The sequence below is a fragment of the Loktanella sp. DJP18 genome, assembly GCF_049310965.1.
GTDB lineage: Bacteria > Pseudomonadota > Alphaproteobacteria > Rhodobacterales > Rhodobacteraceae > Loktanella.
Genome location: NZ_JBMERN010000013.1, coordinates 35395 through 50265 on the forward strand (window position 1 = coordinate 35395; position 14871 = coordinate 50265).

Here is a 14871-nt window from a genome sequence, read left to right on the forward strand (position 1 = left end):
TTTCGGACCCTTGTTGACGAGCGAAGCGCGCAATCACCCCACAGGCAGATCAACGTTCCCGCGCATCGACTAATTCAGCGGCCTGCTAAAATGCTTGACCTGACACCTTCAACCGAACGAAAATTCATTGAAATCGATAATTTTTTAGGTTTAGGGATATTTGATGCTGAGAGACTTACTGAAGGCAGATGAAATCCAGTCAGGGGTTTCCGCTCAGGAAATAGTAGATATCGCAATTTCCAACATCGGCATCGACTGGACAATCGATGGGTGCACCGATTTCGTTTGGGGGGTCTCCAACCTCGCCGGTGCTCCGTTCTTCGATTTGAAGGACAACACCATCGGCGGCGACCCGGCTCAACCGCAGGATATCACCTACATTGTACCGCACTCGCCGGGCATCAAGTCTGGCACCGACGACGTGGCAGGCGATGGCTGGAAGTCGATCTTCGTAGGGACCTCGGCCAGCGCTATGACGGCAGCTCTGCGACCGGGCGACGTGGTGCGGGTCTACACGGCGGGCAACGCTGCGGAGGAATCGCTGTTGCCTGGTGGAGGCTATGGCGCGCATTCGTTCGTTGTCGCCTCGGTCACCGAGGCGGGCGTCGAGGTGGTGGATAACTGGAACACCGCCGGGATCGTGCGGCATTCGCTCGACGACATCACGGCAGCATTCGCGCCGGGCGGTCAGTTCGAGGCGGCGTTCGTGTCGAGGCTGGATGATGTGTACATCGCTGCGACCTTCGAGAACGACCTAGGAGGAAACGGGTTCGGATCGTTCTCAGGGCTCGTCGATTCGGGTGGGAGCCATTCTACACCGGTCGACGGAGGGGGCACACCGAGATCAATTTCCCTGCGCGACAGCTTCCAATTGAACCAAACGGAAAGCGGTCCGCAATGGTATAGTAAACTCGTGCCGTTATCAGACTCGAACTTTCTTGCCGTTTGGCGTTCTACGGACGCTCCGGGCGGGACCTACGCCCGGCTCATGAATAGCGACGGGCCATTGACCGACGAAATCGCTGTCTCTGAAAGAGACTCTGATTTTGGGCTTTTCAAGTTGACGTCTGGAGACATTGCGCTTGTTCACACAAGCGCTGAATACTTTAGACCAGTCGTTTACATTACTATGATTAGGTTAGACGAAGAGACAGCACAAATTTCGGCCGACACGGTCTCAACTAGAATTGATTCTGACGGAACAATGGGAATTGATCGTCTGAACGTGAATGATCAGGTCTCATTGGGCTTGCAAGACGGCGGCCTTACTCTCATTCTGACAGAGACGACTGAAGAAGACTTCATATTCTTGAAGTTTGATCAGGATGGAGCGCTTGAAATCGAGGCGCGCCTTGATTTGAAGGTGCAAAAGACGTCAGATATCCCAAATGGATTTCTGATAGCGACAGAGCTATCTTCGGGCGACCTGATGTTACTTTGGGGTGAGGCAACAGGAGATCCATTTGATCACGACCCGGTGCGGTACTACGCCCAAACTCTTTCGATATTAGGCGAACCTGTTGGCGATCCAGTTTTAATAACGGACAAAGGTGCGCGTTTTGCGATAGGCTTGGAAGTGCTGAACATGGAAGATGGCACTCTTTTTGTGTCATGGCGAGAGCGTGATCCCGATACCACGACATACACTCTGTCGGGGAAATTCATTAATTCCGACGGTTCTATGGTTCCTGGACCGCCCGCGCTAAGCATAGATAATGTCGGAGGCGAGCCAAGTCTTGAAGTAATAGACGGTGGTGTCCTGTTGTTCTACGGCCAAAGGGAGGCAGGCTTCGGTTCGGTTATAACTCAGAAGGCAGCGTTTTATGGGGCAGATGGGACGGTTGCTCAAGTCTCCGATGATGTTGGCGTTCAATTTGGGCAAAGGCCGGACCTCATTCGTCTTGAGACGGGAGAGTTCGTGGTCGCCAGCGAGTTCAGGCGAACTGAGCAACTTCCAGGTGAGGACTCTTTTGATCTAATTGAAGTCGGTGTTTCTGTCTTTTCGATTTCCACCTCGGATGGACCAAATGACCCGCCCGTCGCATCAGGAGATACCCATAAAACGTATTCGACTCTCGATTCGATTCCGCTTGCCAACCTTTTTGCGCTGACCGATCCAGATGGCGCAGACGACATAGTTTCGATCGAAATCTCCGACAACACGCCCGGAAGCGACGGTGGAGTATTCCTTAGCAATCCACTTTTCGGGTCACCTTTTATCGTGACGCGTCCAATGTCGGAGCCATACCGGATCAACATCACGCCCGAAGACCTGAAATACTGGTTCTATCAGCCCAACACCTTTGGCACTAACGCGATCCAGATCGAGGCAACTGATCGCGAAGGTAATGTCAGCAACCCACTGATTGTTAATCTCAGCTTTACTGACGAAACGTCCTCGATAGGTTCGGCTCCTATTATTACAGGCCCGACCCTGATCGAGCTTGATGCACAGGGATCGGGCGGGATTACTTCGATCATCTTCGACAGCTCGGTCATTAATGTCTCTGATGTGGACAGCGACGTCTCATACATCCGCTTCTATGATACCACGCCGGGAGAAGACGGCGGCTACCTCGCGCTGGACGGTGTGCGGATCACAGGCACTTTCCAAGATGTCGGTCTGAATGGACTTGATAGGATTTCCTACGTAGCCGGACAAAATCAGGGCTTTAATGATATTGCCATTGAGGCATTTGACGCTGAGGGCAACGACAGCAACGACCTACTTGTTCGGATTAATGTCATAGAACCGGCTCCTGAGAATCGTGCGCCAGATGTCGCGCCACGGATGCTGCCCGGCGTAATCGAAAGGGGACAGGCCGTCCGGCTTGATCAGTTGTTTGCCGTAAGTGACCCCGATGGCAACTCGGACATCTCCTCGATTCGAGTGAGCGTGGACCAAAATGCAATTTTGCGTCTGGATGATTCTGAAACAGTCAGAACTGTTTTTAACTTTGATGAGTTTGGTCGTCTTACGGTAGTGCCGATTGGCCAGGCATCGCAATTTACGGTCGAGGCAAGCGACGGATTATTATCCGACACAGCAAGTCTGACGTTGTCAGTCGGCGAGCTTCAGTATGCTAACAATTTAGAACTTGAATATTTTTCTCGCCAGTCGGCGTACGGAGATGGACCCGTTGCACAGATTGGTGAAAACGGGATCGTCGGACACAACGGGCAAATACTAATTGATGGTTGGACCGTCAAACATGAGTTTGTCCAAAATACTTTCCGCGCCATTGTGCTTGAGAAGGCCGGTTATGCACCGGTCCTTGCATTCAGGGGAACTGATGCAATCATATCTGATTGGATCGAGAATGGCCCAATTGATGGAGTAGGCTACCGCGAAATTAAGGCCGCATGGGACGATAATATTAGGTCTTCCGACGGCGGTCCGGGTTTCCATGATTGGCTCGTTGAAAATCGTAACGCCAGCATTTCCGGTCATAGCCAAGGCGGATCTCAAGCGCAACTTGCCATCGAATTCATGATCGGGGAAAATGTTCGCCCGACCGGATACCTTACGACGTTCAACACGGCGGGAATCAACAAAGGCAGTGACGCGACCGACTACGGTAGCCTTCAGGGGGTTGTCCATTTCGTCTCAGCGGGAGACATCGTCAGTCAAGTCGGTAATCGATTCACGCCAGGCGAAGTAGTCTATTACGATATGGACAGCGTCGCGCCTGATGGAAATGCCACTGATCTACTTGCGCGCGCGCATACAGGCCACTGGTCACAGCCTGAACTTTATAGCCGGGCATGGGTAAACGACGTGCCAGTTCTCGACGAGTATCCAGAAATTTATTACGCGGCGACACCGAACACGACAGAAGTCCTCGGAAGTCCGTTCTTCAGCCATGGTGCCATACGATCTGGTGTCGATAGCGAGTACCATCAACTCTACTCGCTTATGTTGGGCGCGGCGTTCGCGTCTGGACCCGGAGCGGTCGTGGCCGTTCCATTTGTGACAGCCCTCTTTGCCAATCGTGCATCGACCGAAGAGACACGATCAACAGCTGGAAACCTCCTTTCATCTCTCATCGAGACCGCAGGGGTGCTTGGACAGAATGCTAAAAATGTCCTCCAGTGGCTTGAGAATGACGCCGACAATCAGATCGCGTCGATTGCGAATCTTTCCGACAGCACTTCGTTGGCTGAGGTAGTAGCTGCAGACAGAGTCATCTACCAAGTTAACGAATCCTTCGTTCCGTTTGACGTTCCTAACGGACAGGATGCGTTGTTTGTCGGGCAAGTAGATAACTTGAACGGACTTAGAATATCTTCGTTTGACTCACGATCAGCGTTCCTCATCCAAGATCCGAACATTAATTTTCAGAATATCAATATTCGTAAGGGCTCGGCAATTATTGAGATCGATGAGGATCTCGACGGAATAGTCGACGCTACGATTACGTTGGAGGGCAACTTTCGACTGGCAAGCTTCACCGGAACACAAACTGGATACGGGCTGGAGTTAAATTATCTTGGCAACGCAATACCTGAAGCAATTAAGGACGCATTCACTACTTCAGAATCTACTGCATTCATAACTCGAGATGTGCTTCTGAACGACACCGATGGTGACGGCGATGAGTTGAACATCGTCGGCCTGGACCTGACCGGAACGCTCGGGATCGTGACCGACAACGGTGATGGAACTTTCGGCTACGATCCGAACGGTGCCTTTGACAGCTTGCTCAATGGTGAAACGGCCGCAGACACGTTTGTCTACTTGGTCTCTGACGGAACCGAAACGGTTTGCGGTGAAGTTACCATAACTATCACGGGTGAGGGTACACCGGCGTCTATCCTGAACCCGATTAATGGCACGACCGGCAGCGACAGCATTGTTGGAACAGATCAGGCCGACGATATCGACGCGATGTCTGGTGATGATGTTGTCGCTTCTCGGGGAGGCGCTGATATTATATCACTCGGCTCAGGTGCCGATATATTGGTTGGTAGTGCGTCAGATCATTTTGGCGACACCGTTCGAGACTTCAATGGGCAAGACAGCATTATTTTTGAAGGGGTCAGATTCGCACGATCAGATATGACCGTGAGCGGTGATCCGACCGTATTGGGTATAGATATAGACCAAGACGGTAACGCTGATGGCTCCATGACTTTGCTTGGTGATTTTTCTTCAGGAGATTTTATGGCTGTAGCGTTTGAAGAGGATACGACACTAAGCTTCGAGACATTTCTGCCTGAACTACAAGAACGGCAAGCCGTCGACCCAGAACTTGTCAATGGGATCATTAATCAGAATTTTTTGAAAGGCGATGGCTCGACTGATTTTAAGGTCACATTGCGGGATATGGGTTTTGCTGGCTACAATAATGTAGTCGGCGTTTATGAAATCAATGCAAGCGGCAACATCGTTGATGCTCGCATTCTTTTTAAGAATGCTAATTCTGATAAAGTGGCAGAAACTGGTATCACAGATGTAGAAGCGGACAATAAATTAGGGTTTTTCATCGTTCAAGACGCCGCCCTTTGGGCGACGACACTGGTTTCGACCGACACGCTTAGTTTTATAAATAGTTCTGGGGCAGCGGCAACCATCGCAGATGGTAAGGATATCTCAATCGCAGTGAATGGCACTGCTGTTGATGAAATGGTATTCCACAGCTTTGCAGAAGATATGAACTCTGACGGCGTGCAGCATGCCTTGTCAGGCGTTGATGTCGGTGGAGAATCTATCTCCATTGGCTTTGAGGACCTGACAGGCGGCGGTGATCTGGACTATGAGGACGTGGTCTTCCGTGTAGAATTGGTAGATAACTTCGTGTTTGTTTGAGGTCTTTGCCCGAAACAATTGAGGTCAAGAAGGCTTTCTATGGGAGTGTCATAAACTCTGCGCATCTGGGCTGGCCCATATTGAACCCGAAGATCACCGACCTCGAACCTGCAGATTTTTGTTATGGGCGGCGGGCAGGTCACGGCGTTAGTCCGGGCAGCAGGGTGACGCTACCGCTTCAAAGCCCATACCCCTCCCCGATCCCGCGGCTCAACTCGCGCTCGATCTCCAACGCCTTCACCCGTTCGTCCTTGATCTCGTTGGCGCGTGCGTTGGCCGGCCCTGCGATGTCATCGAAGTCACAGCCAAAGCGATCGGCTGCGGCATCGACCTGTGAGATCAGCGCCTGCTGCCGCTCCTCACTGAGATCCCCGTTGTCGAGCTCGCGGCTGTCCTGCCAAGCGCGGGCGATCTGCTCGATGAACTGCGCGCGCTCGGCTTCCAGTGCCGCCAGCCGTTCCGCTTCACGCGCCTGCGTCCTCTCCTCCGCCAAGGCCCGCTGCCGCTCGGCCTCCTTCCCTTGGTACGCCCGGCTGAAGCTCGCAGCGAAGTCCTTCGCCCCTGCCCCAGAAAACAATACCCGCGCGGCTTCAGTCGCCGCATTCAAGCGACTGGCGTCGGCCTCACGGGCTGCCGTGTAGATGTTGTGGGCCTCAACCATGCGTTCCAGCAGATCGGCCATGAGGCTGCGCTGCTGGCGGACCCCGTGCACCTGCGCCCCGCGCTGGGTGACGGGCGTGTAGTCCGTGCCATCACGTTCAGCCACGCGCCGGGCCTTGCGCTCCATGGCGTTGGCTGCCGGTCCCAGCTTGATCTCAGGGTCACGGTCCAGCGTCATGGCGACCAGCTCTTCGCCGCGCTCCAGCGCCGCCTCGCGCTGATCCTCCAGTGAGCGGTGATCGACCCGCACCTCAAGGCCAGCGCGTTCCAAGGCATGGTTCTGCATCTGCGCCCAGAGGCCGCGCATGTCCTCGATCTCGGCGCCGCCGGTCTTGGCCGCATCCAGGATGCGGGTCTTGTCGGTCAGACCGTCCGCTGACAGGACACGCGTGGTGGTCAGGATGTGGGCGTGGTGGTTGCGCTGATCGCCTTCGCGGTGCGGGGCGTGCAAGGCCACATCCGCTGCGATGCCGTAGCGGTCGACCAGCGCCTGGGCGAAGTCTCGCGCCAAGGCGGCCCGACCTGCGGCGGACAGCTCCGACGGCAGGGCGAGCTCCCACTCGCGGGCGATGACGGAGTTCTTGCGGGTCTCGCGCGCCTCGGCCGCGTTCCACAGACCGGCGCGATCGGAGGCCCATTCGGGGGCGCCGGTAGGCACGAGGATGAAAGCATCCTCGATACCCTGCTTGCGGGTATAATCATGCACCCGGCCCTCCCGCTCGCAGGACAGGCACTCGCCCGCCCGGTAGGCCGCAGCGGCCGTCGCCGTACGCCCAACGCTGCGCTTCACAGTCTTGACGCTGAGGTGGTAGCTCGCCATGCGCCCTACCCCTCCAGCAGACCGGGACAGGCGGCGGACACCAGCCCGCCGCGGCCTGCCAACACACAACGCAAACCCCGGCACCAGCCACAGGGATGCGGGGTGCGTGGCCCGGTCTGTCGCCCGGCGCGCCGCGCCCCGCAACGCGGAGCGGGCCGGGCGACAGGAGGCAGCAGCGTAGGCGTCCATCCGGACGGCAAGCCGCTGCCTGCCCCGTCGCATCCCTCACTCTGACCGGCCGCACCTGGGCGGTCAGAGTGAGGGACAGACAGGACCGTTTGCCGGACAAGCGCAGCGCGGCAAACGTGGCGAGGAACCGGGCCACAAGGCTCGCTGTTCCGACGCCTCCGGGCTGACGAAGCTGTCAGCAGACCCGGCACCCGCAAGGTGCCACGGTCGCACTGGCGGCGCGTCAGCCCGGCACGCCATCCAATCGCGCAGGTTGGTCTGGGAAGGTTTGGAAGGGGCGATGCGCCCTTCCATTCCAATGTGCATAGCTTCATTGGACGGGGACGCTGTCGGCGGGGGCTCTGCCCCGGTGAGACCGCACGCAAACTTGGCAAGGAACGCAGTGACGGACAAGTTTGCATAAGTGCGCCATTCAATCCTATCGGCTTTCATGGTAGCCCTCCCTCAACGTAGCGCACCACCCCCTCAAAAGGAACCCCGTCATGGCCGACCCTAATCTGGAAAAGCTCGAACGCCAGTACGAACAAGCCAAGGCACGACTTCAATCCGCACGCGCCCGAAAGGCGACACAGGACCGCAAGATCGATGCCCGGCGCAAGATTGTCCTCGGCGGTGCCCTCATCGAACGGGCCAGCCGCGATCCCGATGTGACCCGGTTGCTGAAGTCCCTGGTGGAAGGTCTCGCTCGTGCTCAGGACCGCAAGGCCTTCGAGGGATGGTCTCCCCCAGCTTCGGAGGCAGACAGAGACATCGACACTGTCCTGAACGGAGGTGGAGGCGCGGACAGTGCCGGTGCCCACAGGGGCGATGTCGAGGGGGCGCATGCTGACGATCCGTCGCGAACATCGGACCCTGCAACGGCCAGCAATCTGAATGCCGCGCAAAGTGTCCGGATGGAGAAACCGTCATGAGCGACATCACCGATGCCGAGCCGGACCAGACACCGGAGACCATGCCCAGTTTACGGGATATTTTCTACAAGGAGATCACGACCAACGGTGGTGACAGCGCCGCGGCCTTCATTGAGATCTTGGATGAACTGGACAGCCGCACCGGGGTGACGGACCAGCTGATCGAGCAGGTCAGCCAGAACTTCGATCTGCTCGTGAAATGGCTGATCACGGTAGATGGACGGCTGAAGAATATTCCAGACGACATTGAGACAAGCACACAGGGCGCCACTGACAGCCTGAGCGCCGCAGCAGAGCGTGGGGCAGCCACAGGGGCCAAGCAGGGCACTGCACCCTCACACGACGCCCTGGAGGCCCTCAGGGTGGCCGTGAAGGACTACGCAGCCCGTGAGGCCGTCATCAAGCAGCGCGCCGCTGTAGGGCTGCCCCTCGTCTTTGGCGCAGGTCTCATTGTAGCTCTATTCCTCGGCAGCGTCCTCATCCCCGCCCTGCCCCAGCACTGGCAATGGCCCTGCAAGATCATCGGGGCAGAGTTCAGGCCAAACATCGATCCAGACAGGACGACGACGTTCTGCGTGATCGTCAGGGAGTGAGACATGGCTTTTCTGGGCTCTCAGCATCTTCGGTGCGTCTGTTCTGACAGGTCGCTTCGAGGTGAAAAATGGGCTGATCTTGGCCACGCCCGATCAAGCTGGGTGTTATATATGTGTTAGAGTCTGTGTTACGCGAATCAGTGAGGTTGTTAACCAATTGATTTAATGTCTTTAATCAGCCTGTTTTTTGGCTCCCGGTGGGTGATATTACGAAAGACGGTGGGTGATATTACGAAAGACGGTGGGTGATATTACGAAAGCGTTCCGGTGGGTGATATTACGAACCGCTTGCATCGGTGGGTGATATTACGAATATTGTAGGCATGGTGGGTGATATTACGAAACAGGACAGGACGCCTCTGCTTCCCTTGCGACACGCGCAGGGAGACTTTTTTGTTTGCGATATTTTCGATGCCGCACCTAAGGGTGACATGGCTTCCATGGCGTACCCCATCTTCACCCTTTCGACTAAGCCGGACACAAAAAAACGGCGTTACGTGGCCACCGACGGCAAGAGCTACGTCGAAGTCCGACCAAACATGATCGGTCTCGCCACAGTTCATGACCGCGACGTGCTGATCTATTGCATTTCGCAGGTCATGTCGGCACTGAACGATGGGAAGCAGGTCCATCGGACCTTGCGATTCAAGGCATACGATCTGCTCGTTGCAACCAACCGGCCCGTCGCCGGAACCGGCTACATCGGCCTCAAGGCCGCGCTGGAGCGGTTACAGGGAACCCAGATCGAGACGAACATCACCACAGGCGGTGTCGAACAGATTGACGGTTTCAGCCTGATTGATCGCTACCGGATCGTGCGTGAAACCCGTGACGGCCGGATGCTCGACCTCGAAGTCACCCTCTCGGATTGGGTCTTTAACGCGATTGCCGGTGATGATGTTCTGACACTGAACCGTCGCTATTTTCAGCTCCGCAAACCTCTGGAACGCCGTCTGTATGAGCTGGCTCGCAAGCAATGCGGAACCCAGCCGGAATGGAAATGCGGTCTTGAAAAGCTACAGGGCCGCACCGGCTCGACATCGTCGGACAAGGAGTTCCGGCGTCTCGTAAAAGCGATCTGCAAGGCCGATGAGGAACATAATCACATGCCGGATTATGCTTTCCGACTGCAAGCCGACATATTGACGGTCACGCCGAAGCGCGAGTTTCTTGATACCTATGCGGCGAAACCCCAACAGGATCGGTTGACCGGCGGCTATATCCTGCCCCTCTCGCCTGATACCCTCGAACGGGCGCGGGAGCTGGCCCCGACATGGGACATCAAGGTTCTTGTCGGGGAATGGCGAACCTACGCAGCAAGGCAGAAAGAGCCTCCGAAGAACCCGGACGCCGCATTCCTCGGGTTCTGCAAGATTTGGTATAAGAAACGTGGCCGCAGCGGGTGGTAGAGTAAATACTCAAAAACTCATTTACTCAAATACTCAATCCATAATTTACGGGTGATGCTGGATATGGTTTGGCCTTCTTCCGCCGCCCGCCCCTTGATGCGACGGTAGAGCGAGTCCTCGATCTCCGCGTTCAGACGGCGCTTTTTCTCGTTGGTTTCGGTCACATCGTTCAGGAGCTTGGACTTGATCTCGTCACGCTGGCTTGGGCGTTTACTGGAGAGTGCCATCATGCACCCTCCGCGTGGACGAAGGCGAGAATTTCGTCCGTAAGGGCGTTCATCTCCGCCAGTGCATCGGCGTTCCTGCCGTCGAAAACCGTACCCCCTTCGCTTGCTGTCTGGGGATAGACCTGTCGCTGCGTGATATGTGTAGTGAACACACCCAAACCCTGTTCCGCGAGTGCCCTGCCTATCTCGTCGCCAAGACGTGTTCCAGCGATTGCGCGGCTGATGATGAACCGGGCCGCAGGTTTGCCGTCTGTCACTTCCTGACGGGCCTTGATGAACTCCACCAAGTCCGACGCGGCCCAAAGATCATAAGGGCTTGGTGTGACCGGAACGAACACAAAATCGGCGATCTTGATGCTTGCGGCGATCATGTCCTCCAGCTTAGCTGCGCCATCCATTATGACAAAATCGTAGGCGGCAGCGACATCCGACAGGCTTTTGACGTTGTTTGCCCGATCCAGGGCGACGAGGGGGAGGGGATTCTCTTCGTTGGCCGCGTGCCAGTCGCGGGCGCTGCCCTGCGGATCGGAATCGACTATCAGAACTTTGTGGCCGCGTTCATGCAGCGAACGGGCAAGATTCGTGGCAATGGTAGTTTTTCCGCTGCCGCCCTTGGGATTCAGTATCGCGATAATCGGCAAGTTAGTCACCTTGTGTAAATGAGTTTTTACTCAAATGAGTATATACTCATTTCTGGATGGCGCAATTACCGTTTTGGCAGAAGGCCTACAGCCGGTCCTTCAGCCGTCGCATAAAATCCATCCGCTCGTGTAGGATGGCGATAATGACCGGCCGATCTCCGTCCAGCCAGAAGATGTAGTGGTGCTCGCAGCGATGGATCCGAATACCGTTCGGCAGTCCGTCGAGTGTCTTTGATTGCGCATGTTTGCGTCCAACGGCTTCGCAACACGCCTCAATCCGGTCAAAGTATGTCTCGGCCCGCTTGAAGCCCCAAGTCTCGTAAGTATAGCGCCAGATGCCGCGCAAATCCTCTTCGGCGGCAAGCGTGAGGTCATGGAACTGCATGTGGGCGGCTATCGACCGGCCTGTTCGTGCGCTTCGCGCCGGATGTCGGCCATCGACTTCGTGGAAAGTCCGCCGCGCCGCGCCTGCTCGATCCGGGGACGGAGAAAGTCGGACAAGGCGGCAACCGCCTCGTCTTCGCTCAAGTTATCCAGGGCAGGGGCATCGCCAAGGGTGCGCTTTAGCACATAGTCCTTGATGCTCTCGCCTTTCAGCGCAGCGATGGCCTTCAGCTTCTGATGTTCTTCTAGAGTGAGATCGATCGAGAGTCTGGGCATACTCAGAAGGTAGCATAACATGACCAACAAAACAACATTTGTTGTCTAGAAAATTGACAAACGGTAGTGTCGTTAAGTCCGAACGATAACGAATTGAGCAGGGCAGGGCGCAGCCTTTACCTGAGCGCCGCAAAGTGTCCCGCTAAAATGCAGAAGCACGGCTCACGCCTCAAACATGTCCAATTGCTGCGGCTCGACCCAATACCCGCGCCGGCGCTTGGCGGCTTCCAGCACGATGAGCGCCCCCACGGCAAGGTCCTCGCTGTCAAACCACTCCATGCAGACCTTGCCGCCCTGGCCGATCCGGCCCCACTCGCGGTACAGGGTCCAGGCCCCGAACAGGTTCGGCAGCACCAGCATGCGATAGTACCGGGCCTGATTGGTCGCCGCGTCACGCTTTTCGAGGTAGGTTTGCATGGGTCAGAGGTGATACTTGCGAGCGATATCGAGCGCCTCGGCCTGTTCGGTGCCGATGTACTCCTTGGTACTCTCGATGCTGACGTGTCCCAGCAGGAGCTGGGCGGCACGCAGGTTGCCGGTTTGCTGGTGGATGTACGTCGGGAAGGTCCGGCGCAACGAGTGCAGCCCGTAAAGGGCGGGATCGAGCCGGGCCCGGACCAGCCAGCCTTTGAACAGGCGCCAGAGCTGGCTTTCGCTCAGATGACTGTTGGACCACCGCACGCCCTGTCCGGTGAAGAGCCAACCGTGCAGCGGCCGCTCGCTGACCGCGAGATAGACCCGCAGGCTGTCGCGCGTCACGGCCGACAGCCGGGCCTGCACCGGACGGGCATTCCGGGTCTCGGTCTTCTTCTGGCGGATCTCGACAATCTCGCGCACGCCGAGCGGGGTGGCCACATCGGCCACCCGCAGGCGCACCAGGTCGGAGCCCCGGAAGCAGGTATCGAGGCCAACGTTGAACAGCGCCAAGTCGCGCACCGCCGCCGGCTGGGTCCGGCTGTCCTGCCGCAACAGCAGGCGGATCAGGCTGACCTCGTCGGGGGTGAGGGGGGGCTTCTTGCCCACCACCTTGCCGCGGTTCCAGGCCGGTTTCGGAGGGGGTATCATGAGGCCGATCCTTGCAGGCTATACACTCACCATGGCGGCAAAGCGTGCATGCTGGAAGAAGCAAAGTGCGAAGAACCTATGAAACCCCTACTTTACAAGGCTGCAGCCCACTGGTCGCCATGCGAGCTAATAGTCAAAAGCTTGCATAAAGATCCTGAAGGAGGATACTGGAAAGCTAGACGCAGCAGGTACGCAATTTCGACCTTTCGCATTTGCACTCAACCGGTTCGATCCGACGCAAACGGCCCTAGGCGTCTGACCGCCCAAACGGCTAAGACTCGTCAAAAATCCCAATCTCAGCCTTAGAATTCCATTCTAACCCCGCCGTCAGGCGCGTTTCCACACGCTCTGGAGCGTTTCGGGTAGAAATTTAAAGCGCCTATATTGAGCGCGTTGGCCATCAATCCATCAAACACGTAGCTACCAACTACACCTGCCGGTTGAAACACAGATGGGCAGGTCTAACAGGCTGCTGAAATAGTCCCGCCTCGACAGTAAATTGAGAACATGATTCACTCTCCGCACGGCAATGTCGGGGGTGAAGATGCGCGGGACAGACGAGACGAGCGGGTCGCTGTTTAGCTATGTCGATCTCGAGGAGCGCATCCCTGCCAAGCATCCGCTGCGCAAGATCCGGCAAGTGGTCAATGACGCCCTGGCCAGCCTCGATGACGAGTTTGCCTCACTCTATGTCGACTTCGGCCGTCCTTCTATCGCACCTGAGCGGCTGATCCGGGCCAGCTTGATCCAGATCCTGTTCTCGGTTCGGTCCGAGCGCCAGTTGATGGAGCAGATGCAATACAACCTGATGTTTCGCTGGTTTGTCGGCCTTGGTATCGACGCCCCGGTTTGGGTCCCCACAGTGTTCACCAAAAACCGCGACCGACTTCTGACGACGGACATATCGCGCAAGGTGATGGCGGCAATTCTGGCACACCGCGAGGTGGCACCGCTGTTATCGGATGAGCATTTCTCGGTCGATGGGACATTGATCAAGGCATGGGCTTCAATGAAAAGTTTCCAGCCGAAGGCGGGCGTCACGCCACCCGACGATCAAGGACCGGATGATCCGCCAACGTCCACCATCGCCCCTGACAACCAACCCACCCAATCTGAGCCCGAGACCGAACCGATGCCCCGCCCCCATCACCGCAACCGGAATGCCGAGGTCGACTTCAAGGGCGAGAAGCGCTCGAACGCTACCCACGCGTCAACCACGGATTCGGAGGCACGCCTCTACAAGAAATCGCCCGGCGCCGGCGCGACACTGTGCTTCATGGGCCATGCGCTGATGGAGAACCGCCACGGTCTGGTTGTTCAGGGCGACTTGACGCAGGCAGACGGCCATGCCGAGCGGCGTGCCGCCCTGGACATGGTGCATCGCCACTCTCCCGGATCAACCCGGCGGCTGACGCTTGGGGCGGACAAGGGGTATGACGCTGCCGAGTTCGTCTCTGACCTCAGGGAGGCCTGCGTCACACCGCATGTCGCGCAGAAATCGCGATACTCAGCGATCGACAGGCGCACGACCAGACATCAGGGCTACGCCTTGTCGATCAAGCACCGAAAGCGGATCGAGGAAGCCTTCGGTTGGGCCAAGACCGTCGGCGGCATGGCGCAAACCGTCTATCGGGGCGTCGAACGGGTGCGATCCCGCTTCATCCTGACGATGGCCGCCAATAACCTGGCCCGACTGCCCAGATTACTGGGAACATGAGGCGGAAGACGACTGAATGGGGGTTGAAAGTTTCGGACCCTTGTTGACGAGCGAAGCGCGCAATCACCCCACAGGCAGATCAACGTTCCCGCGCATCGACTAATTCAGCGGCCTGCTAAAATGCTTGACCTGACACCTTCAACCGAACGAAAATTCATTGAAATCGATAA

12 protein-coding genes are annotated in these 14871 nt (G+C 56.8%); 5 read left to right on the plus strand and 7 right to left on the minus strand.

Going from position 1 to position 14871, the window contains the following annotated elements:
* Positions 1–163 precede the first annotated feature (163 nt).
* Entirely contained in the window at positions 164–5809 is a 5646-nt protein-coding gene (locus ACOI1H_RS05960) for a cadherin-like domain-containing protein (protein ID WP_422435897.1), read from the plus strand.
* A gap of 178 nt (positions 5810–5987) precedes the next feature.
* Here the strand turns inward: ACOI1H_RS05960 and mobQ are convergent, their stop codons facing one another.
* Complete coding sequence (gene mobQ / locus ACOI1H_RS05965; RefSeq protein ID WP_422435898.1) at positions 5988–7289, minus strand: MobQ family relaxase; 1302 nt, start codon at positions 7287–7289, stop codon at positions 5988–5990.
* Between the two features lie 671 nt (positions 7290–7960).
* Between mobQ and ACOI1H_RS05970 the strand changes: the two genes are divergently transcribed.
* From ACOI1H_RS05970 to ACOI1H_RS05980, 3 genes are all read left to right on the plus strand, one after another.
* Positions 7961–8389 carry a hypothetical protein gene (locus ACOI1H_RS05970; RefSeq protein WP_422435883.1) on the plus strand — a complete coding sequence of 143 codons (429 nt, stop codon included), beginning with the start codon at positions 7961–7963 and terminating at the stop codon, positions 8387–8389.
* Positions 8386–8982: a hypothetical protein gene (locus ACOI1H_RS05975; protein ID WP_422435885.1), complete on the plus strand. Its 597-nt coding sequence runs from the start codon at positions 8386–8388 to the stop codon at positions 8980–8982. Before ACOI1H_RS05970 ends, ACOI1H_RS05975 begins: the two co-directional genes overlap by 4 nt.
* A 323-nt stretch (positions 8983–9305) precedes the next feature.
* Complete coding sequence (locus tag ACOI1H_RS05980; RefSeq protein ID WP_422435905.1) at positions 9306–10391, plus strand: replication initiator protein A; 1086 nt, start codon at positions 9306–9308, stop codon at positions 10389–10391.
* Positions 10392–10408: 17 nt separating this feature from the next.
* Here ACOI1H_RS05980 and ACOI1H_RS05985 read toward each other — a convergent pair whose 3' ends face one another.
* The 6 genes from ACOI1H_RS05985 to ACOI1H_RS06010 form a co-directional block, all read right to left on the minus strand.
* Positions 10409–10621: a hypothetical protein gene (locus tag ACOI1H_RS05985; protein ID WP_411724340.1), complete on the minus strand. Its 213-nt coding sequence runs from the start codon at positions 10619–10621 to the stop codon at positions 10409–10411.
* The gene (gene parA, locus ACOI1H_RS05990) at positions 10618–11259 is read right to left on the minus strand and encodes a ParA family partition ATPase (protein ID WP_422435887.1); all 642 of its coding nucleotides are present in this window, start codon (positions 11257–11259) and stop codon (positions 10618–10620) included. Before parA ends, ACOI1H_RS05985 begins: the two co-directional genes overlap by 4 nt.
* An 85-nt stretch (positions 11260–11344) precedes the next feature.
* Positions 11345–11644 carry a type II toxin-antitoxin system RelE/ParE family toxin gene (locus ACOI1H_RS05995; protein ID WP_422435888.1) on the minus strand — a complete coding sequence of 100 codons (300 nt, stop codon included), beginning with the start codon at positions 11642–11644 and terminating at the stop codon, positions 11345–11347.
* Positions 11645–11652: 8 nt separating this feature from the next.
* Positions 11653–11919 carry an antitoxin gene (locus tag ACOI1H_RS06000; protein WP_422435890.1) on the minus strand — a complete coding sequence of 89 codons (267 nt, stop codon included), beginning with the start codon at positions 11917–11919 and terminating at the stop codon, positions 11653–11655.
* Positions 11920–12081: 162 nt separating this feature from the next.
* Positions 12082–12336, minus strand: a complete 255-nt coding sequence (locus tag ACOI1H_RS06005; protein ID WP_422435892.1) for a WGR domain-containing protein — start codon at positions 12334–12336, stop codon at positions 12082–12084.
* A gap of 3 nt (positions 12337–12339) precedes the next feature.
* Positions 12340–12984, minus strand: coding sequence for a tyrosine-type recombinase/integrase (locus ACOI1H_RS06010; RefSeq protein ID WP_422435894.1), 645 nt, complete (start codon positions 12982–12984; stop codon positions 12340–12342).
* 544 nt (positions 12985–13528) lie between these two features.
* Here ACOI1H_RS06010 and ACOI1H_RS06015 point away from each other — a divergent pair.
* On the plus strand, positions 13529–14701 hold the full coding sequence (locus ACOI1H_RS06015; RefSeq protein WP_422435896.1) for an IS5 family transposase: 1173 nt from the start codon (positions 13529–13531) through the stop codon (positions 14699–14701).
* Positions 14702–14871 lie beyond the last annotated feature (170 nt).

Bases quoted from the DNA above. Each gene is read 5' to 3' on its own strand.
- ACOI1H_RS06015 (WP_422435896.1), top strand. From the start codon at position 13,529: ATGCGCGGGACAGACGAGACGAGCGGGTCGCTGTTTAGCTATGTCGAT.
- ACOI1H_RS05960 (WP_422435897.1), top strand. From the start codon at position 164: ATGCTGAGAGACTTACTGAAGGCAGATGAAATCCAGTCAGGGGTTTCC.
- ACOI1H_RS05975 (WP_422435885.1), top strand. From the start codon at position 8,386: ATGAGCGACATCACCGATGCCGAGCCGGACCAGACACCGGAGACCATG.
- ACOI1H_RS05970 (WP_422435883.1), top strand. From the start codon at position 7,961: ATGGCCGACCCTAATCTGGAAAAGCTCGAACGCCAGTACGAACAAGCC.
- ACOI1H_RS06010 (WP_422435894.1), bottom strand. From the start codon at position 12,984: ATGATACCCCCTCCGAAACCGGCCTGGAACCGCGGCAAGGTGGTGGGC.
- ACOI1H_RS05995 (WP_422435888.1), bottom strand. From the start codon at position 11,644: ATGCAGTTCCATGACCTCACGCTTGCCGCCGAAGAGGATTTGCGCGGC.
- ACOI1H_RS05980 (WP_422435905.1), top strand. From the start codon at position 9,306: ATGGTGGGTGATATTACGAAACAGGACAGGACGCCTCTGCTTCCCTTG.
- mobQ (WP_422435898.1), bottom strand. From the start codon at position 7,289: ATGGCGAGCTACCACCTCAGCGTCAAGACTGTGAAGCGCAGCGTTGGG.
- ACOI1H_RS06000 (WP_422435890.1), bottom strand. From the start codon at position 11,919: ATGCCCAGACTCTCGATCGATCTCACTCTAGAAGAACATCAGAAGCTG.
- ACOI1H_RS05985 (WP_411724340.1), bottom strand. From the start codon at position 10,621: ATGATGGCACTCTCCAGTAAACGCCCAAGCCAGCGTGACGAGATCAAG.
- ACOI1H_RS06005 (WP_422435892.1), bottom strand. From the start codon at position 12,336: ATGCAAACCTACCTCGAAAAGCGTGACGCGGCGACCAATCAGGCCCGG.